The 21,919-nt window shown below is 70.2% G+C and carries 21 protein-coding genes; 11 read left to right on the forward strand and 10 right to left on the reverse strand.

Annotated elements, in window-relative coordinates; all coding sequences use genetic code 11:
• Positions 1–89: 89 nt before the first annotated feature.
• Positions 90–1,427, reverse strand: coding sequence for an alpha-amylase family glycosyl hydrolase (locus AAEP80_RS17005; RefSeq protein WP_420365241.1), 1,338 nt, complete (start codon positions 1,425–1,427; stop codon positions 90–92).
• 67 nt (positions 1,428–1,494) lie between these two features.
• Here AAEP80_RS17005 and AAEP80_RS17010 point away from each other — a divergent pair, with 67 nt between their 5' ends.
• Complete coding sequence (locus AAEP80_RS17010) at positions 1,495–1,893, forward strand: DUF3253 domain-containing protein (protein WP_281265382.1); 399 nt, start codon at positions 1,495–1,497, stop codon at positions 1,891–1,893.
• A 37-nt stretch (positions 1,894–1,930) separates the two neighbouring features.
• Positions 1,931–3,028, forward strand: a complete 1,098-nt coding sequence (locus AAEP80_RS17015; protein WP_420365242.1) for an SDR family oxidoreductase — start codon at positions 1,931–1,933, stop codon at positions 3,026–3,028.
• 25 nt (positions 3,029–3,053) lie between these two features.
• On the opposite strand, the gene AAEP80_RS17020 is transcribed toward AAEP80_RS17015, so the two are convergent.
• Positions 3,054–4,127, reverse strand: a complete 1,074-nt coding sequence (locus AAEP80_RS17020) for a spore photoproduct lyase family protein (RefSeq protein WP_420365243.1) — start codon at positions 4,125–4,127, stop codon at positions 3,054–3,056.
• A 44-nt stretch (positions 4,128–4,171) separates the two neighbouring features.
• Here AAEP80_RS17020 and AAEP80_RS17025 point away from each other — a divergent pair, with 44 nt between their 5' ends.
• Both AAEP80_RS17025 and AAEP80_RS17030 read left to right on the forward strand, forming a co-directional pair.
• Positions 4,172–4,471, forward strand: coding sequence for a biopolymer transporter Tol (locus AAEP80_RS17025; RefSeq protein WP_420365244.1), 300 nt, complete (start codon positions 4,172–4,174; stop codon positions 4,469–4,471).
• Positions 4,468–4,920 (forward strand): hypothetical protein, encoded by a 453-nt coding sequence (locus AAEP80_RS17030; RefSeq protein WP_281265386.1) that lies wholly within the window; start codon positions 4,468–4,470, stop codon positions 4,918–4,920. The genes AAEP80_RS17025 and AAEP80_RS17030 overlap by 4 nt, the downstream gene beginning before the upstream one ends.
• Before the next feature lie 50 nt (positions 4,921–4,970).
• Here the strand turns inward: AAEP80_RS17030 and AAEP80_RS17035 are convergent, their stop codons facing one another.
• The 4 genes from AAEP80_RS17035 to AAEP80_RS17050 form a co-directional block, all read right to left on the reverse strand.
• Positions 4,971–6,782: a glycoside hydrolase family 35 protein gene (locus AAEP80_RS17035; RefSeq protein ID WP_420365245.1), complete on the reverse strand. Its 1,812-nt coding sequence runs from the start codon at positions 6,780–6,782 to the stop codon at positions 4,971–4,973.
• Positions 6,783–6,853: 71 nt separating this feature from the next.
• On the reverse strand, positions 6,854–8,188 hold the full coding sequence (locus AAEP80_RS17040) for an ABC transporter substrate-binding protein (protein ID WP_413601273.1): 1,335 nt from the start codon (positions 8,186–8,188) through the stop codon (positions 6,854–6,856).
• A gap of 55 nt (positions 8,189–8,243) precedes the next feature.
• Positions 8,244–9,221 (reverse strand): carbohydrate ABC transporter permease, encoded by a 978-nt coding sequence (locus AAEP80_RS17045; RefSeq protein ID WP_420365246.1) that lies wholly within the window; start codon positions 9,219–9,221, stop codon positions 8,244–8,246.
• Positions 9,218–10,153 (reverse strand): carbohydrate ABC transporter permease, encoded by a 936-nt coding sequence (locus AAEP80_RS17050; RefSeq protein WP_420365247.1) that lies wholly within the window; start codon positions 10,151–10,153, stop codon positions 9,218–9,220. Before AAEP80_RS17050 ends, AAEP80_RS17045 begins: the two co-directional genes overlap by 4 nt.
• A gap of 183 nt (positions 10,154–10,336) precedes the next feature.
• On the opposite strand from AAEP80_RS17050, the gene AAEP80_RS17055 reads away from it, so the two are divergent.
• The gene (locus AAEP80_RS17055; RefSeq protein ID WP_413603077.1) at positions 10,337–11,323 is read left to right on the forward strand and encodes a LacI family DNA-binding transcriptional regulator; all 987 of its coding nucleotides are present in this window, start codon (positions 10,337–10,339) and stop codon (positions 11,321–11,323) included.
• A gap of 15 nt (positions 11,324–11,338) precedes the next feature.
• Here the strand turns inward: AAEP80_RS17055 and AAEP80_RS17060 are convergent, their stop codons facing one another.
• Positions 11,339–11,866, reverse strand: a complete 528-nt coding sequence (locus tag AAEP80_RS17060) for a hypothetical protein (protein WP_402730120.1) — start codon at positions 11,864–11,866, stop codon at positions 11,339–11,341.
• Positions 11,867–12,093: 227 nt separating this feature from the next.
• Positions 12,094–13,596 (reverse strand): alpha-N-arabinofuranosidase, encoded by a 1,503-nt coding sequence (locus AAEP80_RS17065; protein WP_420365248.1) that lies wholly within the window; start codon positions 13,594–13,596, stop codon positions 12,094–12,096.
• A gap of 199 nt (positions 13,597–13,795) precedes the next feature.
• Between AAEP80_RS17065 and AAEP80_RS17070 the strand changes: the two genes are divergently transcribed.
• The 3 genes from AAEP80_RS17070 to AAEP80_RS17080 are packed head-to-tail and all read left to right on the forward strand — an operon-like array spanning position 13,796 to position 17,081.
• Complete coding sequence (locus AAEP80_RS17070) at positions 13,796–15,163, forward strand: extracellular solute-binding protein (RefSeq protein WP_281265393.1); 1,368 nt, start codon at positions 13,796–13,798, stop codon at positions 15,161–15,163.
• A 36-nt stretch (positions 15,164–15,199) separates the two neighbouring features.
• On the forward strand, positions 15,200–16,165 hold the full coding sequence (locus tag AAEP80_RS17075; RefSeq protein WP_281265394.1) for a carbohydrate ABC transporter permease: 966 nt from the start codon (positions 15,200–15,202) through the stop codon (positions 16,163–16,165).
• 1 nt (position 16,166) lies between these two features.
• The gene (locus tag AAEP80_RS17080; protein ID WP_281265395.1) at positions 16,167–17,081 is read left to right on the forward strand and encodes a carbohydrate ABC transporter permease; all 915 of its coding nucleotides are present in this window, start codon (positions 16,167–16,169) and stop codon (positions 17,079–17,081) included.
• Between the two features lie 122 nt (positions 17,082–17,203).
• Here AAEP80_RS17080 and AAEP80_RS17085 read toward each other — a convergent pair whose 3' ends face one another.
• Positions 17,204–17,953 (reverse strand): hypothetical protein, encoded by a 750-nt coding sequence (locus AAEP80_RS17085; protein WP_420365249.1) that lies wholly within the window; start codon positions 17,951–17,953, stop codon positions 17,204–17,206.
• 28 nt (positions 17,954–17,981) lie between these two features.
• Positions 17,982–18,818 (reverse strand): siderophore-interacting protein, encoded by an 837-nt coding sequence (locus AAEP80_RS17090; RefSeq protein WP_413601266.1) that lies wholly within the window; start codon positions 18,816–18,818, stop codon positions 17,982–17,984.
• 28 nt (positions 18,819–18,846) lie between these two features.
• On the opposite strand from AAEP80_RS17090, the gene AAEP80_RS17095 reads away from it, so the two are divergent.
• Genes AAEP80_RS17095 through AAEP80_RS17105 form a run of 3 tightly spaced genes read left to right on the forward strand, consistent with a single transcriptional unit; the run spans position 18,847 to position 21,919 of the window.
• Entirely contained in the window at positions 18,847–19,926 is a 1,080-nt protein-coding gene (locus AAEP80_RS17095) for a FecCD family ABC transporter permease (protein WP_420365250.1), read from the forward strand.
• Positions 19,923–21,044 (forward strand): FecCD family ABC transporter permease, encoded by a 1,122-nt coding sequence (locus AAEP80_RS17100; RefSeq protein ID WP_420365251.1) that lies wholly within the window; start codon positions 19,923–19,925, stop codon positions 21,042–21,044. The genes AAEP80_RS17095 and AAEP80_RS17100 overlap by 4 nt, the downstream gene beginning before the upstream one ends.
• Positions 21,041–21,919 carry an ABC transporter ATP-binding protein gene (locus AAEP80_RS17105; RefSeq protein WP_420365252.1) on the forward strand — a complete coding sequence of 293 codons (879 nt, stop codon included), beginning with the start codon at positions 21,041–21,043 and terminating at the stop codon, positions 21,917–21,919. Before AAEP80_RS17100 ends, AAEP80_RS17105 begins: the two co-directional genes overlap by 4 nt.

The raw sequence follows: 21,919 nt of genomic DNA on the forward strand, positions 1-21,919 counted from the left end.
CGCCGAGCGCCGACCCGAGACTCGGGCTGAGCGACACATCACGCGTTCCGGAGCGCGAGAACCGTCGCCCAGCCCGAGTCTCGTTGCGTTCAGGCGCGGGTCAGGACGGCCCAGCCGGCGGACGGGAGGCGCACGGTCCCGTCCGCCACGGCACCACCGCCCGCCTCCACCTGCGTCGCGTCGGCCACGGGCAGCTCGACGGGGTCGTCCGACAGGTTCAGGGCGGTCACCACGACGGCGTCCGCCGTCGCCGTGCGGAGCACGAGAGCGGTGTTCGTCAGGTGCACGACGTCGGTGTGCGCCCGGTGCAGCCAGGGGTTCCGACGCCGGAGGGCGACGAGGGCCTCGTACGTGTGCGTCGTCGCGTCCGGTGCCGGCGGGGCGTCGGGGAACGCCGGGCGGACGGCATCGTCGCCGCCGACCCGTTCCTCCTTCACCCCGGTCCACCCGTACTCGTCGCCCGCCCAGACGATCGGCGTGCCCGCCACCGTGAACAGGACCGCAGCGGCGTGCCCGACGAACCGGTCCCCCACGGCGCTCGCGATGCGCGTGACGTCGTGGTTGCCGACGAAGGTGGTCGGGACGAAGGTCTCGAGGAGCGCGACGTGTCGTTCGAGTGCGTGCGCCAGCTCGTGGCAGTTCCGGTCGGCGATGCCGTGCCAGATGCCCTGCCAGAGCTCGTACTGCGTGGTGGAGTCCATCGTCGACGCGCGGACGATCGCCGCCGCGTCGCCGTGGATCACCTCACCGCTGAACCACGCCTCCGGGAAGCGCTCCCGCACGCGCGGCAGGACCCGCGCCCAGAACTCCGGCGGCACCGCGTACGCCGCGTCGAGCCGCCACCCGTCGACCCCGCGGCCGAGCCAGTGCGCCATCACCTCGACGACGAGGTCCTCGGTCTCGCGGCTGCCGTGGTCGAGTGCGACGAGGATGTCGTGCCCCTCGAAGAGCCCCACCGGCACCGGGTCGCCGGGGTTCCACCCGGTCCAGTCGATCCCGAACAGCGATGCCGACTCCGCAGCGGGACCGTCCGCCTCGATCGCCCGGAAGGCGGGGTGGTCCCGTCCCACGTGGTTGAACACCCCGTCGAGCAGGACCCGGATCCCGCGCTCGTGCGCAGCGGACACCAGCCGGTCGAAGTCGTCGTCGCCGAGTCTCGGGTCGATCCGGAAGTGGTCCACGGTGTCGTAGCCGTGCGTCGAGCTCTGGAACACCGGGCCGAGCAGCAGTCCGTTCAGCCCGAGACCGACCACGTGGTCGAGCCAGGCCGTGATCCGGTCGAGCCGGTGGTCCACGGGGCGGTCGGCCACGGGCGTCTCCGGGCGGACGTCCGCTCCCACGAAGCCGAGCGGGTAGACGTGCCACCACATGACGTGCGCGACCCAGTCCGGCTCGGGCGGGAGGGACGGGACGGTGTCGGTGCTCACCGCCACGATCGTGCCAGCCGGACCTGTGCTGTGTACCGGACTGGACACGGGGACGAGGATGGCTGGCATGGGACGAGCGATCAGGACCGCGGCGGACGCCGATCGGGTGGAGTCGGCACAGGCGGAGAAGACCTGCGCCGCATGCGGCCGTCGGATGCCCTCGTCCGCGGCGCCCGAGGCGAAGTGGTGCTCGGCTGCCTGCCGGAAGCACGGCGTCGACGCCACCGACCGCGCACTCGAGCAACGCATCGACGAGCTGCTCGCCGCCCGGGCCCGGACGTCGAGCATCTGCCCGTCGGAGGTGGCCCGCTCCCTCGACCCGGACGACTGGCGCGACCTGATGGAGCCGGCACGTCGGGCGGCTCGTCGCATGGTGGCGAGGGGCGAGGTCGAGATCACCCAGGGCGGGAACGTCGTGGATCCGTCGACGGCGAAGGGGCCGATCCGGATCCGTCGTCCGCGATGAGGGAACACCGGCAACCCGACAGCTGTTGGCGACGACGATGACTTCCGTCGAGACCACACCGTCCACCGACCACCGCCGCGCACTCGTCGTGGGGGCGAGCGGCATCACCGGCTCCGCCCTCGTCGCGCAGCTCACCCGCGAAGGGTGGGACGTCGCCGCGCTCTCGCGGCGAGCCGGCACTCGTGACGGGATCCGCGGTGTCGCCGCCGACCTCCGTGACGCGGATGCCCTGCGTGCTGCGCTCGCCGACGAACGTCCGACGCACGTGTTCTTCACCGCGTGGCAACGGCAGGCGACCGAGGCGGAGAACATCGCGGTCAACGGTGGCATGGTCCGTGACCTGCTCGCCGCGCTCGACCACGCCCCGCTCGAACACGTCGCCCTGGTCACCGGGCTGAAGCACTACCTCGGCCCGTTCGAGGCCTACGCCGCTGGTGCGATGCCCGACACGCCCTTCCACGAGGAGGAGCCGCGCCTCGACACCCCGAACTTCTACTACGCGCAAGAGGACGAACTCTTCGCAGCGGCCGAGCGGCAGGGCTTCACCTGGTCCGTGCACCGTTCGCACACCGTCATCGGCCACGCGGTCGGCAACGCGATGAACATGGGGCTCACGCTGGCGGTCCAGGCGACCATCGCGAAGGAGCTCGACCTCGACTTCGTGTTCCCCGGCAGCGAGGCGCAGTGGAACGGCCTCACCGACATGACCGACGCTGGTGTCCTCGCCGAGCAGATGGTCTGGGCGTCGACGGATCCCGCGGGTGCCGACGAGGCGTTCAACATCGTCAACGGCGACGTCTTCCGGTGGCGGTGGATGTGGCCGCGGCTCGCGGAACACCTCGGGGTGGACCCGGCGCGGGTCGTCGGCTACGAGGACGCGCCGCGACCGCTCGAACAGCAGATGGCGCCGTACGAGTCGTCGTGGGCGGGCATCGCCGAGCGGCACGGCCTCGTGGAACCCGACATCTCGCGACTCGCCTCGTGGTGGCACACCGACGCCGACCTCGGCCGCGCGATGGAGGTCGTCACCGACATGGGCAAGAGCCGCGAGGCCGGGTTCACCGCCTACCGCCGCACCGAGCGGGCGTTCGCGGACCTCTTCGCCCGCTACCGCGCCGAGCGACTGATCCCCTGACCAGCCCGCGGAGCGCCGACCCGCGTCAGAACGCGTACCGGATCCGGCACGACGGCAGGTGCTCGGCGACGAGTTCCCGGAAGCGCTCGACGAGCTGCACCTTCGTGCCGGACCGGTAGCGGACGTTCACGGCACCGTTCTGCGACACCTTGGACTCCTGCAGGTCCGGGCGCCACAGGAGTTCCTCGCCCTTCGGGTGCCACCCGAGGTTGACTTCGTGGAGCTGCTCGTTGTGGGTCAGGAAGATCACCTCGGCCGCGAGCTGCGCCTTGGCCCGCGGGGACAGGACGTCGTCGACCTCGCGCAGGAGTGCCGCCCAGTCCTGCTCCCACGTCGGGGTGACGATGACCGGCGAGAAGTTGAGGTGGACCTCGTACCCGGCGTCGACGAAGTCGTCGACCGCGCGGATCCGTTCGGACACCGGCGACGTGCGGATGTCGACGAGCTTCGCGGTGTCGTGCGGCATGAGCGAGAACCGGATCCGGGTGCGCCCCATCGGGTCCCAGTCGAGCAGCTCGCGGTTCACGTACTTCGTCGCGAAGGACGCCTTCGCCGTCGGCGTCATCCGGAACAGGTCGCAGAGGTCCCGCACGTTGTCGCCGATCAGGGCGTCGACGGAACAGTCGCTGTTCTCACCGATGTCGTAGACCCACGCATCGGCGTCGCACTGGTTCGGCTCGGTCTTCGGCCCCTGCTTGTGGACGTGCCGCGCGACGTGCTTCGTGATCTGCTCGATGTTCGCGAAGACGGTGACCGGGTTGCTGTACCCCTTGCGCCGCGGGACGTAGCAGTACGAGCACGCCATCGCGCAGCCGTTCGCCGTGGACGGGGCGATGAAGTCCGCGGAGCGCCCGTTCGGACGGGTGACGAGCGACTTCTTCACGCCGAGCACGAGCGCCTCGGTCTTGATGCGCACCCAGCGCTGCACGTTGCGTTCGTCGCCGTGCACCTCGGGGATGTTCCAGTGCGAGGCCACCGGGACGATCTCGGCATCGGGCCAGCGGCCGACGACCTCGGCGCCGCGGGGCAGTTCGAGGGCAGCGGGCTCGGCGTAGATCCGTCGGACGTCGAGCAGCGGGCGTGCACGGGGAGCGGTCATCGCACCCTGTCTACCGGAGACCCCCGACGGTGCAGACTCGGGGCATGAGCGAACCCGACGAGCACTTCTTCGTCATCGACGGCCGACGCTGGCGCCGGACGGACCCGGCGCTCCCCGAGGACGTCGCGGCGGCGCTCCGCTCGCACCTGGGTCGTGGGCGGAACGCCGTCAAGCAGGCGAAGCGGTCCGGAGACGACGACGCGCTCGCAGCCGCTCGGCACCGGAACGGCATCGCCAAGCACGGCCTCGGTGAACGCGGGCCGGAATGGTGGGAGCGCCAGGAGGCCGACCGGATCGCGGACGCCGAACGGGCACTCGCCGAACTCGACCGTATGCAGCCGTGACGACGATCCGCCCGCCGCGGCTCGACCGTGTCCTCAACCTGATCGTGTTCGGGCCGGTGGTCATCGGCACCGGGATCGCCGTGGCCGCCGTCGCGTTCGTGCCCGGAGCCTCGGCCCGGGTGTTCGTGTTCGTCCTGGGCGCCGTGTTCGTGGTGGCCGGCGCCTGGGTCACGATCCGCCTGCCCCGCGTCGCGATCCACCTGTCCGAGGACGAACTCCGCTACGTCGGCTTCCTCGTCTCGTGGCGCGCGCCCCGAGCCGGCATCACCACCGTGCTCGACGACGCCTTCGTCGAGTGGCACGACGCCGCCGGGGCCGGACACCGTCGACAGCTCTGGCTGCTCACCGCTGCCTACCGGGACGACGGCACGGTGTTCGCACGGTACTGGCGCTGGCGGCGCGAGGCCCTGCTGCACGTCCGCGACTGGGCGGGTGCTCGCGCGGTCTGACCGGGCGCACGCGCAGTCCGAACCTGCGCTCGCCCGGTCCGGGCGGGAACTCAGGCCTCGGTGTGGCCGAGATCCGGCTCGACGCGCAGGCAGACCGAGCGCGACGCGGCCGCGTGCAACTCGAACACGACGACCTCGTTCCGACCGGCACGCAGCACGGGCCCTGGTACGGCGAGCGTGTGCTGCGGGCCGCGGGACCAGTACCGGCCGAGGCAGAACCCGTTCACCCACGCCACGCCCTTCCGGAACCCGGGGAGCGACAGGTACCGGTCCCCCGCCTCGGCGAGGTCGAACGTCGCGTGCGCGAACACCGGCCCAGCGAGCAGGTCGCCGTCGGGCGCCCCCTCGTCCGTCGGCCGGATCGCGCGCAGCGCCTCGAGCGCGGCGTCCGGGAGCGGGTCGAGCGCGAGCGGCGACGCCGTCCAGCGTTCCAGGAGGGCACCGTCGATGCGCACGCCCCCGATCAGGCCCTTCGGCTCGCCGATGCGCGGCCCGTAGTCGACGCGGCCCTGGTCCTCGACGAGCAGCTCGAGCGTCCCGGTACCGGGCGGCAGCGCGATGGCGCGGTCGTGGTGCTCGCGTTCCAGGACACCGACCGGACGACCGGCGATGCGCACGATGACGCGGTCGCGCACCTCCTCCCCGACGGTGAGCACACCGCCGGCTGGCAGGTCGACCTCGGTCCGGTACAGCACGAAACCCGAGGCGGCACCGAGTGCGTCGAACGTGGGAGGGGTGTCGTGCGTGGTCCACGACGCGAGGTGCGGCAGCAGCGTCCCCATGGCGGTGGACCGATCGAGTCGGACGGCGACGTCCGTGGCGGGGGTGCGCCGAGCCTCCAGGCCGGATCCCCCCGGCTGCATCCACTCCGGCAGCTCCGGGACGGGCGCGTAACGCTCGATGACCGCGCGGAAGGCGTGGAACTTCGACGTCGGTCGCCCGGCCTCGTCGAGCGGCGCGTCGTAGTCGTAGGACGTCGCGATCGGCCGGTACACGCCCTTGTCGTTCGCGCCGTTCGTGAAGCCGAAGTTCGTGCCGCCGTGGAACATGTAGATGTTCACCGAGCCGCCAGCGGCGAGGAGCACGTCGAGGTCCTCGGCGCTCGCGGCGGCGGAGGTCGTGTGGTGGTGCTCACCCCAGCTGTCGAACCAGCCGTCCCAGAACTCGGAGCACATCAGCGGCCCGGTCGGCTGGGCCTGCCGGAGCCGTTCCAGGCGCGACGCCGAGCGGGATCCGAACGAGCCGGTCTTGTGCAGCGACGGCAGCGACCCGTCCTCGAGCATGGTGCCCATCGGCTGGTCGACGCTCGTGAACGGGACGGTGAGCCCGATGTCGCGGTGCATCTGCTCGAGCTTCGTCAGGTAGACGGGATCGGACCCGTAGGCGCCGTACTCGTTCTCGACCTGCACGAGCACGATCGGCCCGCCGTGGTCGATCTGGCGGGGCACGAGCACCGGAGCGAGGGCGTCGAGGTAGTCCTGCACCGCCGTGAGGAACTGCGGCTCGTCACGGCGGACGCCGACGGTGCCGTCGGTGAACAGCCAGTACGGCAGGCCGCCGTTGGTCCACTCGGCGCAGATGTACGGGCCCGGGCGGACGATGGCGTGCATGCCCTCGGCGGCGACGAGGTCGAGGAACCGGCCGAGGTCGAGTCCGCCGGTCAGGTCGAAGACGTCGGGTGACGGTGCGTGCGCGTTCCAGGCGACGTAGGTCTCGATGGTGTTGAGGCCCATCAGCCTGGCCTTGTGGATCCGGTCCGCCCACAGGTCGGGGTGCACGCGGAAGTAGTGGATCGCGCCGGAGAGGACCCGGTGCGGCTCGCCGTCGAGCAGGAAGTCGGTGTCGCCGATGGCGAAGCGCATGGTGTGACTCCTTCAGAGAGCGGGGCCGCGCGGACGGCTGTCCGCGCGGCCCCGGGTGGGGGTTGCTGGCGCTACTTGGTCGAGACCGTGAAGCCCTGCTGCTTGCCGTACTTCACGAGCGCATCCTGCCAGGCCTGCAGCCCGGACTCGAGGGACGTGCCCTTCTCGTACGACTGACCGACGGTGTCCGCGTAGACGCTGTTCGCGTACACCTGGTACGGCAGGTAGGTGAAGTCGTTGTCGGACGACTTCGACGCGTCCACCAGGACCTCGTTGATCTTCTGCCCGCCGAAGTAGGACGGCTCCTCGTTGAGGAACGACGACGACTCCAGGTCGGCGGTGGTCGACGGGAAGCCACCGGACTCCATGAAGACCTTCGTGGACTCCTTGGACGAGTTCAGCCACTTCAGGAACCCTGCTGCGAGGGCCGGGTTCTTCGACTGCTTCATGACGACCTCGGCGCTGCCACCGTTGTTCGCCGTGACGGCCTTCGAGCCGTCGTACGTCGGCATCGGAGCCACACGCCAGTCACCGGACGCGTCGGCGACGCTCGCCTCGAGGTTGCCCGGCATCCACGCGCCCGTGATGAGCGTGGCGATCTGCCCGTTGCCGAGCTGCTTGTACCAGTCGTCGGTCCAGCCGACCGTCTTCGACAGCAAGCCCTTCTCGACGAGCTCGTTCCAGGTGCTCGTCCACTTCTTCGTCCCGGCGTCGGCGAGGTCGATCGTGACCTTGTCGCCCTTCGTGGTGAACGGCGTGCCACCGGCCTGGGCGATCATGCTCGTGGTGAAGCCGGCGTCGCCGGAGTCCGCGGTGATGTAGGCGTTCGGGTCGGCGGCGTGCAGCTTCTCGGCCGCGGCGACGTACTCGTCCCAGGTCTTCGGCACGGCGATGCCGTGCTCGTCGAACACCTTCTTGTTGTAGAACAACGCCATGGGCCCGGAGTCCTGCGGGAGGCCGTAGACCTTGTCGCCGCTGGTGACCGAGCTCCACGTGCTGGCCGCGAACTTGCTCTTCAGGTCACCGAAGCCGTAGCCCGACAGGTCGAGGAGCGAGTCCGACAGCGAGAACTGCGGGATGGCGTAGTACTCGACCTGCGCGACGTCGGGGGCACCGGAGCCTGCCTTGATCGTGTTCTGCAGCTTCGTGTACTGGTCGGCACCGGTGCCGGCGTTCACGAGCTTGACCGTCACCTTGGGGTACTGCTTCTCGAAGGCGGCGACCTGGGCCTTCGCGGACGGGGTCCACGACCAGTAGGTCAGCGTCCCGCCCTTCGCGAGCGCCGAGTCGATGTCCGACGACGACCCGCCGGCGGAGGAACCGCCGGAGGCGCAGGCCGCCAGGGCGATGGCGGCGGTGACGCCGATGGCGAGGGCGCTCAGCCCGCGCCGGATGCGCTTGTGCATGCGGATGCCTTTCACTTCTTCGTGGTGGGGGTGGTGCTGCTGTGGTGGGTGCTGCTCAGGCCTTGACGGACCCGGCCGCCAGGCCGGACTGCCAGAAGCGCTGGAGGAAGAGGAACGCGACCACGATCGGGATGATCGTGAGGAGCGATCCGGTGACGACGAGGTTGTAGATCGGCTGCGCACCGGAGCCGGTGGCCTGCGCGTTCCACTGGTTCAGCCCGACGGTGAGCGGGTACCACTTCGGGTCGCTCAGCATGATGAGCGGCAGGAAGTAGTTGTTCCAGGTCGCCACGACCGCGAACAGCAGGACGGTGACGACACCTGGTGCGAGGAGTCGGAGCGCGATCGTGAAGAAGATCCGGAACTCCCCGGCGCCGTCCATGCGGGCGGCTTCGAGGAGCTCGGCCGGGATCGCGTCGACCGCGTAGGTCCAGATCAGGTACATGCCGAACGGGCTGATCAGCGACGGCAGGATGATCGCCCACGGGGTGTTCGTGAGCCCGACCTGCGAGAACAGCAGGAACGTCGGGACGGCCAGCGCGGTACCCGGCACTGCGATCGCGCCGAGGACGACGGCGAAGACCGCGCGACGGCCGGGGAACTGGAACTTCGCCATGCCGTAGCCCGCGACCGTCGCGAGGAGGGTCGCACCACCGGCCCCGACGACGACGTAGAGGAGCGTGTTGCCGAACCACTGCAGGAAGATGCCGTCGTTGTACGTCAGCGTGTCGACGATGTTCTGCCAGAGGTTGAAGTCGCCGCCGAACCAGAGTCCGAAGGTCGACAGCAGCGACGACTGCGTCTTCGTGCTGTTCACGAGCAGGTAGAACAGCGGCGCGAACGAGTAGACGACGAAGACGATCATGACCGCGGTCAGGAGCCCCGATCGCTTCGGCTTGCGTCCGTCGACGGGCTGCTTCGTCTTCCTGGAGGCTCGTCCAGCGCCGGCGCGTCCGTCGCGGAGCGTCGTGGTCGCCTCGGTCACCGTGGCCGGCTGGGCGGGACCGGTGGCGGGGTGCTGCAGGGTGCTCATCGGTTCTCCTGTCGGGTACCGCGGACCTGGACGACGTAGGCGATCACCGCGGTGATCACGCCCATCACGATCGCGACGGTGGCGGAGTAGTTGAACTGCTGGCCGCTGAAGGACAGCGAGTAGGCGTACATGTTCGGCGTGAAGGACGAGCCGATGACGTTCGGGGCGAGGGTCTTCAGCAGGTTCGGCTCGTTGAAGAGCTGGAAGCTGCCGATGATCGAGAAGATCGTGGCGATGACCATCGGGCCGCGGAGCGCGGGCAGCTTGATCGAGAACACGGTTCGCAAGGGCCCGGCACCGTCGAGCTCGGCTGCCTCGTAGAGCTCGCCGGGGACGGTGCGGAGGGCCGCGTAGAAGATCAGCATGTTGTAGCCGAGGAACTCCCACGTGACGACGTTCCCGATCGACGTGAGGACCCAGGTCGGGCTGAACGGCTGCAGCAGGTCGATGCCGAGTGCGTGGTTCGCCGCTCCGGTCAGGCCGAACTGGTTGCCGTAGATGAAACCCCAGATGAGTGCTGCGACGACCCCGGGCACCGCGTACGGCAGGAACACCGCGATGCGGAAGAAGGACGTGCCCCAGAGCCGGGCGCTGTCGAGGGCGAGCGCCGCGACGAGGGCGAGTCCGAGCATGATCGGCACCTGGATCACGAGGAAGATCCCGACGCGTCCGAAGCCGGTCCAGAACTGCGAGTCCTGGAAGAGCTGGACGTAGTTGGCGAACCAGACGAACTGGTTGCCGCCGACGAGCTGGTCGCGGAACAGGCTGAGCCAGAGCGCGTACCCGATCGGGACGATGAGCATGAGGACCAGGACGGCGACGAACGGGCCGACGAACAGCCAGCCCGTGTAACGGCCGCGGGCCTTCGGTCGACGTCGCGGTGGCGATGCCGGCGCGGTCGCCGCTGCCGGGCGCGCTGCGAGCGTGCTCATGTGACTCCTTCGTCTGCTGCGTTCGGGTACGTGATGTTGACGTCAACATCGACCGACGCGACGATAGCATGGCAACGTCAACATGCGCTAGCGTTCGGGTCTGACGGTCGCGATCCGCGTCGTCTGGACGAGGGGAACGGCGTGACCACGGACATCGACCCGAGCGTGCGTCGGGCGCCCTCGATGGCCGCGGTCGCCGATGCGGCAGGCGTCTCGATGCAGACCGTCTCCCGCGTCGCCCGCGGCTTCGACAACGTCAGCCCCGAGACCCGCGACCGCGTCCAGCGTGCGATGACCGATCTCGGCTACCGGCCGAACCGAGCCGCTCGGGCCCTGCGCTCCGGGCGCTTCCGGACGATCGGCGTGATCATGTTCACGCTCGCGTCCTTCGGCAACATGCGCACCCTCGAAGCGATCGCCGACGCCGCCGGTGCCGCCGACTTCACGATCACGCTGCTGCCGATGGCGTCGCGGACGGAAGAAGGCGTGCGCTCGGCGTTCTCTCGACTCCACGAGCAGGCGGTCGACGGGGTCGTGATCATCATCGAGTCGCACGTCATCGACACCGCGGAGGTCGCGCTGCCCGACGGTGTACCCGTCGTGGTCGTCGACTCCACCGGCACCACGAACCACCCCGCGATCGACACCGACCAGGCCGATGGTGCCCGCCTGGCGACGCAGCACCTCCTCGACCTCGGGCACGACACGGTCTGGCACGTCGCCGGCCCGGCCTCGTCGTACTCCGCCGCACGACGCCTCGCCGCATGGCGGGGCACCCTCGAAGCAGCGGGGCGCACGGTCCCCCCGGTGTTCGAGGGCGACTGGGGCACGGCGTCCGGCTACCGCGCCGGGCTCGAGATCGCCCGTCGCCCGGAGATCACCGCCGTGTTCGCGGCGAACGACCAGACCGCGCTCGGCATCCTGCGCGCGTGCCACGAACAGGGTCGCGCGGTCCCGGAGTCGCTCAGCGTGGTCGGCTTCGACGACTCGCCGGAGTCCGACTCGTTCTGGCCGCCACTCACCACGGTGCACCAGTCCTTCGACGAGGTCGGCCGGCTCGCGGTGAGCACCCTGCTCGCCCAGATCTCCGGCGACACCGCGGACGCGGGCACCGATCTCGTCCCCGTACGCCTGGTCGAGCGCGCGAGCACGGCGGCCCCGCCGAGCTGATCGACGGACGGCCGGTCACTCGAGCGTCGCGACGCCCCGCCGAAGCACGTCCCGCGCGGCACGCGCCCGCGGGATCACCCACACCGCGCTCCACGTCGCGAGCCCCGCCCACAGCGCGAGCAGGATCGCCGTCAGCACCGGCGGTTGCTGGTCACGCATCGACCACGTCATCGCTCCCCAGCACACCGCGAGCACGATCTTCCCCCAGCCCGCGACCTGCTTGTCGGCCTCGGCCTGGACGAGCGGGATCCACACCGAGGCGGGAACACCGGCGGGCACCTCGCCCTCTGCCACCCACCGCTGCACCGCGACGACGCGCTCGTACCCGCCTCCGAGCCGCCACGAGCGCACGGTCAGGAAGGCCCCGATCGCTGCACCGGCGGCACCGACGGGGATCGCGACGGCGACGAGCACCCCCGTCGTCGCACCGGCCCACGGCGACACCAGGAGCATCACGAGCACGACGGCGAACGCCGCTCCGGCCACGCCGGAGCCGACCAGCCGCATCCGGCCGGCTTCATCGATCAGTCCGACGCCGCGCATGCCATGGACGGTACCCGCTCCGGACGGGAGGCTCGTGGCAGTCCGGCACCGAGCCTCCCGTCCGGCGGCGCGCGCGTTCCTGCCCATCACGCGCGACCTGGCCCATCACGCGCGACCTGGCCCATCACGCGCGACCGGGAAAGCGGAAACGCGCGTAGGGGGCCGGAAGAACCGACCTCCTACGCGCGTTTCGACTTCCGACGCGCGGAAGCGCACGCCAGCGCGCGCTACCCGATCGAGAGCGCCGTCCAGCTCACCGGGGGGAGCTCGATCGTGACGGTGTCACCCTCGCGGCGAGCCGTCTCGTTCGTCCGGAGTCCGACCCGCGACGTGTTCGCCAGGTCGTTGACCGCGTGCAGGTCGTCGTCCCAGACGCCCTCAGCGTGGACGTCACCCGTGACGTCGAGCCCGGACAGGTCGATCGTGACCGTCGTGCTCTCCGAGGGGTGACGGTTGACGAGGAACACCGCCGCCTTGCCGTCCTCGATCGTCGCCGCGGAGTCGACCACCGGGACCTGCCCGTACGTGCCGCCGTCGACGGTGTCGCCCGACGCGATGACCTGCAGCGAGGTGCCGTGGGCGAGCCTCGACGTGAGCGAGAACGGGAAGAAGGTGGTCTGTCGCCACGCCTCGCCACCGGGCTCGGTCATGATCGGGCCGATCACGTTGACGAGCTGGGCGATCGACGCCGATGCGACACGGTCCGCGTGGCGCAGCAGCGAGATGAGCAGGCCACCGACCACGACGGCGTCCGCCACCGTGTAGACGTCCTCGAGCAGGCGCGGTGCGACCGGCCACTCGTCGAGGGTGAACTCCTTCTGCATCTCGTTCCACTTCGAGATGGACCAGACGTTCCACTCGTCGAACGAGATGTCGATGCGCTTGTCGGACTTCTTGTGCGCCTGCACGTGGTCGGCTGCGGTCGTGACCGTGTCGATGAAGCGGTCCATGTTCACGCCGGACGCCAGGAAGGTGGCGAGGTCGTCGCCCTCTTCGTAGTACGCGTGCGCGGAGATGTAGTCGACGTCGTCGTAGGCGTGCTCGAGGACGGTGCGCTCCCACTCCCCGAACGTCGGCATCGACGCACCGGACGACCCGCAGATGACGAGCTCGAGGTCCGGCTGGATCTGGCGCATGCCCTTCGCCGTCATCGCTGCGAGCTTGCCGTAGTCGTCGGCGTTCTTGTGGCCGAGCTGCCATGGCCCGTCCATCTCGTTGCCGAGGCACCACATCGTGACGCCGAACGGTTCCTCGCGGCCGTTGCGCTTGCGCTCCTCGGAACGGGCGGTCCCGCCGGGGATGTTCGCGTACTCGAGCAGCTCGATGGCCGCCTCGGTGCCGCGGGTGCCGAGGTTGACGGCGAGCATCATCTCCGACCCGACGGAGTCGAGCCACTGCTGGAACTCGTGGAGGCCGACCTCGTTCGTCTCGGTGGAGTGCCAGGCGAGGTCGAGGCGACGGGGGCGCTCGTCGACCGGGCCGACGCCGTCCTCCCACTTGTAGCCGGAGACGAAGTTGCCGCCGGGGTAGCGGATCGTGGTGACGCCGAGCTCCTTGACGAGCTCGATGACGTCCTTGCGGAAGCCGTGCTCGTCGGCGCTCTCGTGCGCGGGTTCGTGGATGCCGTCGTAGACGTGGCGTCCGAGGTGCTCGACGAAGCCACCGAAGAGCCGGCGGCGCACGGGCCCCACCGTGAACGCGGAGTCGAGGACGAGGTGTGTGCGGGGCATGGATCTCCTTCGATCTGCTGGGCATCAGGCGTGCAGTGGCGGCCCGACTCGAAAGTGAGCGCTCACCCATCCGTAACGCTACCGGTATCCACGGCAGTGCGAAAGGGCTGGCGCATCATCGAGTCGCGGGCTAATGTGAGCGCTCACGGAGCACCTGCCCTGGTGTTCTCAGCCCGGCCCATCCCGATGGAGTGATGCCATGCCGAACCGACCCGTCCCACCCGTCCCACAGTTGCGAGGCGGCGCCTTCACCCGGCGGAGCCTCCTCGCAGCCGGTGCCGCAGCGGCCACCGTGCTCCCCCTCGCCGCGTGCTCCAGCCCGATCGCCGCAGGCCTCGCCGGCAGCGCGCTCAACCCCGAGACCCTCGTGTTCTGGAACCTCTTCGGTGGCGGTGACGGCGCCCGCATGCAGGAGATGGAACGCGGGTACGCCAAGCAGCACGGCGGATCCAGCTCGCTCCAGGCGACGACGTTCGCGTGGGGCAACCCGTACTACTCGAAGGTCACGCTCGCCACCGTCGGGAACAAGCCGCCGGACGTCGCGATCTCCCACCTGACGCGTGCGAAGCCGCTCTGGGACGGCGACCTGCTCGACCCGATCACGTCCGACGACCTCGCCGGCGTCGGCCTCGCTGCGAGCGACTTCAACCAGAAGGCATGGACAGCGCAGAAGACCGACGGCAAGAACATCTGCGTGCCGCTCGACACCCACCCCTTCGTGCTCTTCTACAACGTTGACGTGTGCCAGAAGGCCGGCCTGCTCGACGGTGACGGCAAGCTCAAGGACCTCACCGGGCTGGAGGCGTTCGAGAGTGCCCTCGCCGCGGTCGCGAAGGTGACGGGCGGCACCGCACTCAACGTCGCGAACGTCAGCGAGATCGCGACCCCGTGGCGCTTCTTCTGGACGATGTACAACCAGATCGAGGGCGCGACGCCGTTCATCAGCGACGGCGGCGCGAAGCTGACCGTCAACGAGGACGCGTACACGAAGGTCACCGAGATGACCCAGAAGTGGGTGAAGAACGGCTGGCTGAACAAGGGCCTCGACTACGCCACCGCCCAGACCCTGATGTTCACCGGCAAGGCCGGCTTCTTCATGCAGGGAGAGTGGGAGATCAGCACGGCGCAGTCGATCAAGGGCCTGAAGTTCGGCATGGCGCCGATCCCGCAGCTCTTCGACAAGCCGGCCACCCAGGCCGACTCGCACACCTTCATCCTGCCGCGGAAGGACCGCACACCGGAGCAGAAGAAGGCGGCGATGCTGTTCATCAAGCAGATGCTCGAGCAGAGCATGACGTGGGCGCAGGGCGGCCACGTCCCCGCGTACCTGCCGACCTACGACAGCTCCGCGTACAAGGAGCTCACGCCGCAGTCGAACTACGCATCCGCTGCCGAGACCGCCGTGTTCGACGACGCCGCCTGGTACGGCGGATCCGGTTCCACGTTCGAGAACACCGTCGGCGCACAGCTCGCACTCGTCCAGCAGGGCTCGAGCTCCCCCGCCGCCGCCATGAGCGCGATCAAGTCGCAACTGTCGACCTACCTCAACACCCCGAGCCCGCTGTGAGCGGCGACGTGAACACCCCGCGAAAGGCACGATGACGTGACTGCAGCACCAGTCCTCACCCGTCCCACGGGAGCGGCCACCGCTCCCCGTCGAGTCCGCACCTACCGCACCAGCCTCACCCGCGGCCAGGGCCGCAGCGGCTGGCTCTTCCTCGCCCCGTTCGGCCTGTTCTACCTGGCCTTCCTGCTCGGTCCGACGATCTGGATGATCGTCACGAGCTTCTTCAACACCTCGACCGTCCGCACGGGCCTCGGCAGCTTCGCCGGGTTCGCGAACTACGCGGAGATGCTCGGGCGCGCCGACTTCTGGTCGTCGCTCTGGCACACCCTGCAGTTCACGCTCTACACGACGCCGCCGCTCGTCATCCTGGCGTTCGTCTTCGCCGTGCTGACCAACCGGATGAACCGCGGTCAGTGGTTCTTCCGACTGGCGTTCTTCCTGCCCTTCATCCTGCCGTCGGCGACCATCTCGCTCATCTGGGTGTTCATCTTCACGCCGAGCACCGGCCTGTGGGCGAGCGTCCAGTCCCTGCTCGGGATGACCCCTGGTGCCGGTGTGCTGGCGAGCCCGAACACCGCCATGATCGGCGTCGCGATCGCCACGGTCTGGTGGACCCTCGGGTTCAACTTCGTGCTGTACCTGGCGGGGCTGCAGGAGATCCCCCGCGAGCTGTACGAGGCCGCCGCCGTCGACGGTGCGTCCAGCTGGCAGCAGATCAAGTCGATCACGCTGCCGCTCCTCGGCCGGACGACGACGCTCGTCATCCTGCTGCAGATCATCGCGAGCCTGAAGATCTTCGACCAGGTGTACCTGATGACGAACGGCGGGCCCGGCATCTCGACCCAGGTCTCGCTGCAGCTCATCACCGGCGTCGGCTTCACCGACAACCGACTCGGCGCGGCATCGGCCGCGTCGGTGCTCCTGTTCATCGTGATCGTCGCGATCGCGGTCATCCGGCAGATCGTCGAACGCGCTGCCGCCAAGCGAGAGATCGGGGCCTGACATGACCGCCACCGAGAGCATCACCACCAGCCGGCCGAAGCTCCGTTCCGGTGTCTCGGCCGCCGCACCCGCGAACGCCGCGAAGATCGGTGTCAGCGGCAAGGGGTTCAACATCACGGCCGCGATCATCCTGACGGTGTTCGCGATCATCTGGCTGATCCCGAGCCTGTTCGCGCTGAAGACCTCGTTGTCGGACAACGGCGTCGCAGCACTCGGCGCGAACTCGATCCTGTCGAACTGGAACCCGACGCTGCACTCCTACGCGGCACTCTTCCAAGCCGGCGACATCTGGAACTGGTACCTCGCGAGCGGCATCACGAGCGTCGTCACGGCGCTCCTCACGGTGCTGTTCGCGTCGATGGCTGCGTTCGCCCTGTCCCGGCTGGTGTTCCGCGGCCGGAACCTCGCGTTCCTGCTCATCATCCTCGGGATCATGATCCCCACCCAGGTGCTGATCATCCCGATCTTCCAGGAGCTCAACGCCGTCAACCTGCTGAACACCTACTGGTCGGTGATCTTCCCGCAGGTGCCGGCCGTGATCGCGGTGTTCATCTTCAAGCAGTTCTTCGACGGCATCCCGCGTGAACTCGAAGAGGCCGCCCGCATCGACGGCGCGAACATCTGGAAGGTCTACTGGTCGGTCATCCTGCCGCTGTCGCGACCGGTGATCGCGGCGGTGACGATCCTGACGTTCGTCGGGGTCTGGAACAACCTGCTCCTGCCGCTGTTCGTCCTGTCCAACCCGGACCTCATGACCGTCCCGGTCGGTCTGGCGACGGTCCAGGGCAGCTTCGGCCAGCGCTACGCCGACATCCAGGCCGGCGCCATCCTGGCGGCGTTGCCGCTGATCATCCTCTACCTGATCTTCCAGCGGCAGATCGTGGAGGGCGTGACGGGTTCCGGCCTCAAGGGCTGACGCGACCCAGGGCGGGCGGAAACGCGCGTCGGCGGTCGAATCGCGCGTAGGTGGTCGTTTTTTCCGGCCCCCTACGCGCGATTCGACCTTCCATGACGAGCGTTGTGGGAAGGGTCAGACCCTCAGGGGGTGGGGGTGACCGTCCAGGTCCCGTTGGTCTGGATGGCCATCACGCCGGGCAGGTCGACGTCGAATGACTCGGTGAACGCCCCGGTGTTCCCGAACAGCTGCGGGTTGGCGGACGTCGTGAACACCCGGCCGGAGAACGAGTCGTCCGGTCCGCTCGGCCGGTAGTCCACCGTCACGTGCGAGACGTCGTCGGAGAAGAAGAGCACCGCGGGTCCGGACCCCGACTGCGACCCGGACACGTACGGCAGGTCGTTCCAGCTGCGCAGGGTCACCGTCCACGGGCCGTCGGCCTCGACGATGATCGTCTGGTCCGGGGAGTCGCTCTGCAGGACGCCGGTCAGGAACGATCCCCGCAGCGGCGCGGTCGCGCGTCCGAACGGCGACATCCGACCAGGGGCGGTGACGGTCGCGGTGCCCGTGCAGGACGAGCAGTCGAGCTCGACCACCACGGCGAAGTCACCGTCGGCGTGGAAGGCCACGTTCGACGACCCGGTCCCCGATGCGGTCGCGGATACGCCGCCGGAGACCGTCCCGGCGTCGACGGTGTCCGGGAGGGCCTGCGCGATCGCCGGCGTCGTCGCCGTCGGGGTGGGGGTCGGAGTGGGCGTCAGGGTCTTGGCCGGCGACGGCGTCCGCGTCGCCGGGGCCACGTCGGGCTGGCCTGATGCCTGCGCGCACCCGCTCACGAGCAGGACCGCTGCCACGAACACACCGACCACCACTGTTCCCCGCACCGTCCCCATGCGCACAGCCTGGCACGATCCGGCCGGGTCAGGCCGGGACCGGCTCCTTCGCCTCGCGCTTCCAGAACCCGGAGAACGTGATGCGGGACTTCGGCAGCCCCGAGCGGTGCAGGTGGCGACGACCCTCGGTCGCGAGGGTGGACTCCCCCACGACGAACGCGTAGGCGTGCTCGTCGGTGGGCGTGTGACGCCGGAGTTCCTCGAGCGCCGCGGCTCCGGGGACCGCGTGGACGTCGTCGCGGACGAGCCACGTGACGGTGACCCCCGCCGGTGCGTCGAGCGGGCGGACGTCCGCCGCGACCGGGACCTCTTGGATGATCCGACCGACCGCGTCCCGCGGCAGCGACGCCGCGATGCCGACCACGCCGGGCAAGCCCGTCTCCTCGGCGACGACGAGGACCTCGCTCGCGTCGTCCGGGCAGTCGAAGATGCAGCCCTGGTCGAGCATGGCCAGTTCCTGACCGGGACGGGCAGAACACGCCCAGATCGCCGCACGGCCCTCGAGCGACCCGTCCCCGCTCGTGTGCACGACGAAGTCGATGTCCAGCTCGGCCTGGGTGACCGCGGTCGCCGGGCGGAAGGCGGCGACGGTGTAGTTCGCGCAGTGCGGGCGGGTCTCCTCGGGGATGGCGAGGAAGGTCGGCCACCACTTCGTGCCGTCGAGCTCCGGCAGGCGGAACGCGTCCTGGTGGGGGTGCTGCATGAACAGGCGGAACCAGTGGTCGAACCCGAGGTACCCGAACTCGTGCAGGTCGTCACCGGTGACCGTGACGCGGTGCATCGACGGCGTCACGCGCTCGGTCCGGACGACCCGGGCACGGAAGAGCCGGGGGTTCACGGGCAGGAGCCGCGGGTTCTTCGCCATGAGGCAAGGCTAACCTAAGATGGTCCGCGTGCCAGCCCCCACCCCCGCTCTCGCCGCCCCGGTCCGCGGCCCGCGCGACCCCGGCGTCGGTGCCGCCGGTGTCCACCGGACGACGACCAGGCGGCGGACCACGATCGTCCTCGGCATGGTCGTCGCGCTCGCGCTCGTCGTCGTCGCCAGCATGCTGCTCGGCAGCAACCGGATCGGTGTCGACCGTGTCCTCGCCGGGCTGATGCACACGGGGTCGAGCACCGACGACGCCATCGTCTGGGGGTCGAGGATCCCGCGCACCGCGATCGGCGCCGCGGTCGGTGCGGCGCTCGGGATCGCCGGACTGCTGATGCAGGGGCACACCAGGAACCCGCTCGCCGACCCCGGCCTGTTCGGGGTCTCCGCCGGCGCCGGTCTCGCCGTCGTGATCGGTGTCTACGTCTTCGGGATCACGAACACCGGCGTCACCGTGTGGTTCGCGCTCGCAGGCGCCGTCGTGGCGAGCGTCGTCGTGTTCTCGGTGACGATCGCGGGTAGCGGGACCGCCAGTCCCGTGCCGCTAGCCCTGGCCGGCGCCGCGGTCTCGGCACTGCTCGGCGCACTGACCTCGTTCCTGGTCCTCACCGACCGCGACTCCCTCGACGCCTACCGACTGTGGGTCGTCGGCTCGCTCTCCGGCCGCCAGATCGACGTGCTCCAGGCCGTGTGGCCGTTCCTCGTCGCCGGGCTGGTGCTCGCCGTCCTGAACGTCCGGTCGCTCGACGCGCTCGGGCTCGGAGCGGACCTCGCGAAGGGGCTCGGCGAGAACGTGCTCGTCGCCCGGCTCGTCGGACTCGGCGGGATCACGCTGCTCGCCGCAGGGGCCACCGCCGCCGCCGGGCCGATCGGGTTCGTCGGCCTCACGGTGCCGCACGTCGCGCGGGCGCTCGTCGGCACCGGGCACCGCTGGGCGCTCCCCGCATCCGCACTGCTCGGGGCGGCGCTCGTGCTGCTCGCCGACGTCATCGGCCGGCTCGTCGGGGGCTTCGCCGAGGTCGAGGTGGGGATCGTCCTCGCCGTCATCGGCGGTCCGGTCTTCGTCGCGGTCGCCCGCCGCCGATCGCTGGTGTCGCTGTGAGCGCCGTCAACACCGCGCGCGCCGTCGACACCACTCGAGCGGCCGACACCGCCGACACGGTGCGCGCCACGCGCCAGGGCATCAGCATCGGGCCCGTCGGGCTCGCCTGGCGCCCCCGGGTGTTCTGGCTGACGATCGCCGCCGTCGCCGCCGCGCTGCTGCTCGTGGTCCTCGGCGTCGCGATCGGCTCGACGTGGATCGCACCGGGCACGGTCGTCCGGTCGCTGCTCGGGCTGGGCACCGGTCCTGATGCCTTCATCGTCCAGACGCTCCGGCTTCCCCGGGTCCTCACCGGCGCGCTCGTCGGGCTGACCCTCGCGGTCGCCGGTGCGCTCACCCAGACGTTCACGCGCAACCCGCTCGGCACGCCGGACATCATCGGCGTGACCTCCGGGGCGAGCGTCGGTGCCGTGGCCGCGGTCGTCATCGGCGGTGGCACCTACGCCGTCGGTGCCGTGGTCCTCGGCAGCGGCATCCCCGTCGCCGCCACGATCGGCGCGCTCATCGCGGCGGCCGTCGTGTACGGGCTCGGGTGGCGCGGCGGCGTGCAGAGCTACCGGCTCGTCCTGGTCGGCATCGGGGTGAGCGCCACACTCGACGCGGTCACGAGCTACCTGCTCGTCCGCGCGCAGATCACCCAGGCGGCTGCGGCGTCGCAGTGGCTCGTGGGGAGCCTGTCGAGCACCTCGTGGGCGAGCGTCTGGCCGCTGCTGATCGTCGCCGCGGTGGCGGTCCCGATCGCGCTGGCCACGAGCGCCTCCCTCGGCATCGGGCAGCTCGGGGACGAGGTCGCCGTCGGCGTCGGACTCGCGATCCAGCGACACCGCCTGCTCGTGATCGCGCTCGCGGTCGTCCTCACCGCCGCCGCCGTCGCCGCCGCGGGCCCGGTCGGCTTCGTCGCGTTCGTCGTGCCGCAGATCGCCCTGCGCCTCGCCGGCACGAACCGTCCGCCGCTGCTGCTCTCCGCGGCGCTCGGCGCGGTGCTCGTCCTCGCCGCCGACCTGCTCGCCCGCTCGGCGTTCCCCTGGCAGGTGCCGGTCGGCATCGTCACGACCGTGATCGGCGCTCCGTACCTGATCTGGCTCCTCATCCGTCACCGCAAGGAGATGTCCCGATGACGACACTGCACGACACCACGACGACTGCACCGCACGCCAGCGCCGTCGCGACACCGCCCGTCCTGGAGGCGCGCGGCCTGTCCGTCGGCTACGACCGCCGCGCCGTCCTCAGCGACCTCGACCTGCGCATCGAGCGCGGCACCGTGACGACGTTCCTCGGCGCGAACGGCTGCGGCAAGTCGACGCTCCTGAAGGCGTTCGGGCGGGTCCTCAAGCCGATCGCGGGCGAGGTCCACCTCGACGGCGTCCCGATCCGCAAGGAGCCGAACCGCGCCGTCGCCCGGAAGCTCGCGATCCTGCCGCAGTCCCCCGCCGCCCCGGCCGGCACGAGCGTGCTCGACCTCGTGATGCGCGGCCGGAACCCGCACCAGTCCTGGGCACGCCCGTGGACCGCAGAGGACGCCGGTGTCGCCGAGGAGGCGATCGCCGCGACCGGCTTGACCGAGGTGGCGCACCGCGACGTCGCGAGCCTGTCCGGCGGGCAGCGGCAGCGGGCCTGGATCGCGCTCGTGCTCGCCCAGCGCGCCGACACCCTGCTGCTCGACGAACCGACGACGTACCTCGACCTCGCGCACCAGCTCGACGTCCTGCGCCTGGTCCGGCGGATCAACCGCGACCAGGGATCGACGGTCGTGATGGTCCTGCACGACCTGTCGCTCGCAGCCAGGTACTCGGACCGGCTGGTCGTCCTGCACGACGGCGGCGTGGTCGCGGACGGCTCCCCGGTCGACGTGCTCACCCCCGAGGTCCTGCAGTCGGCGTTCGGGCTGCACGCGCGGGTCGTCCCCGATCCGGTGACCGGCGCGCCGATGGTCGTGCCCGAGGCGGACGAGCACGACGTCTCAGGACTCGCGGCCAACGCGAACTTAGGTTAG

It is taken from the genome of Curtobacterium sp. L3-7, from assembly GCF_048756585.1.
In the GTDB taxonomy this organism is placed as follows: Bacteria; Actinomycetota; Actinomycetes; order Actinomycetales; family Microbacteriaceae; genus Curtobacterium.

Excerpts from the sequence above, each read along its gene's own strand:
- AAEP80_RS17025 (WP_420365244.1), top strand. The coding sequence starts at position 4,172 with ATGAGCGAACCCGACGAGCACTTCTTCGTCATCGACGGCCGACGCTGG.
- AAEP80_RS17105 (WP_420365252.1), top strand. The coding sequence starts at position 21,041 with ATGACGACACTGCACGACACCACGACGACTGCACCGCACGCCAGCGCC.
- AAEP80_RS17070 (WP_281265393.1), top strand. The coding sequence starts at position 13,796 with ATGCCGAACCGACCCGTCCCACCCGTCCCACAGTTGCGAGGCGGCGCC.
- AAEP80_RS17020 (WP_420365243.1), bottom strand. The coding sequence starts at position 4,127 with ATGACCGCTCCCCGTGCACGCCCGCTGCTCGACGTCCGACGGATCTAC.
- AAEP80_RS17010 (WP_281265382.1), top strand. The coding sequence starts at position 1,495 with ATGGGACGAGCGATCAGGACCGCGGCGGACGCCGATCGGGTGGAGTCG.
- AAEP80_RS17050 (WP_420365247.1), bottom strand. The coding sequence starts at position 10,153 with ATGAGCACGCTCGCAGCGCGCCCGGCAGCGGCGACCGCGCCGGCATCG.
- AAEP80_RS17055 (WP_413603077.1), top strand. The coding sequence starts at position 10,337 with ATGGCCGCGGTCGCCGATGCGGCAGGCGTCTCGATGCAGACCGTCTCC.
- AAEP80_RS17035 (WP_420365245.1), bottom strand. The coding sequence starts at position 6,782 with ATGCGCTTCGCCATCGGCGACACCGACTTCCTGCTCGACGGCGAGCCG.
- AAEP80_RS17085 (WP_420365249.1), bottom strand. The coding sequence starts at position 17,953 with ATGGGGACGGTGCGGGGAACAGTGGTGGTCGGTGTGTTCGTGGCAGCG.
- AAEP80_RS17015 (WP_420365242.1), top strand. The coding sequence starts at position 1,931 with ATGACTTCCGTCGAGACCACACCGTCCACCGACCACCGCCGCGCACTC.
- AAEP80_RS17060 (WP_402730120.1), bottom strand. The coding sequence starts at position 11,866 with ATGCGCGGCGTCGGACTGATCGATGAAGCCGGCCGGATGCGGCTGGTC.
- AAEP80_RS17040 (WP_413601273.1), bottom strand. The coding sequence starts at position 8,188 with ATGCACAAGCGCATCCGGCGCGGGCTGAGCGCCCTCGCCATCGGCGTC.
- AAEP80_RS17045 (WP_420365246.1), bottom strand. The coding sequence starts at position 9,221 with ATGAGCACCCTGCAGCACCCCGCCACCGGTCCCGCCCAGCCGGCCACG.
- AAEP80_RS17080 (WP_281265395.1), top strand. The coding sequence starts at position 16,167 with ATGACCGCCACCGAGAGCATCACCACCAGCCGGCCGAAGCTCCGTTCC.
- AAEP80_RS17090 (WP_413601266.1), bottom strand. The coding sequence starts at position 18,818 with ATGGCGAAGAACCCGCGGCTCCTGCCCGTGAACCCCCGGCTCTTCCGT.
- AAEP80_RS17065 (WP_420365248.1), bottom strand. The coding sequence starts at position 13,596 with ATGCCCCGCACACACCTCGTCCTCGACTCCGCGTTCACGGTGGGGCCC.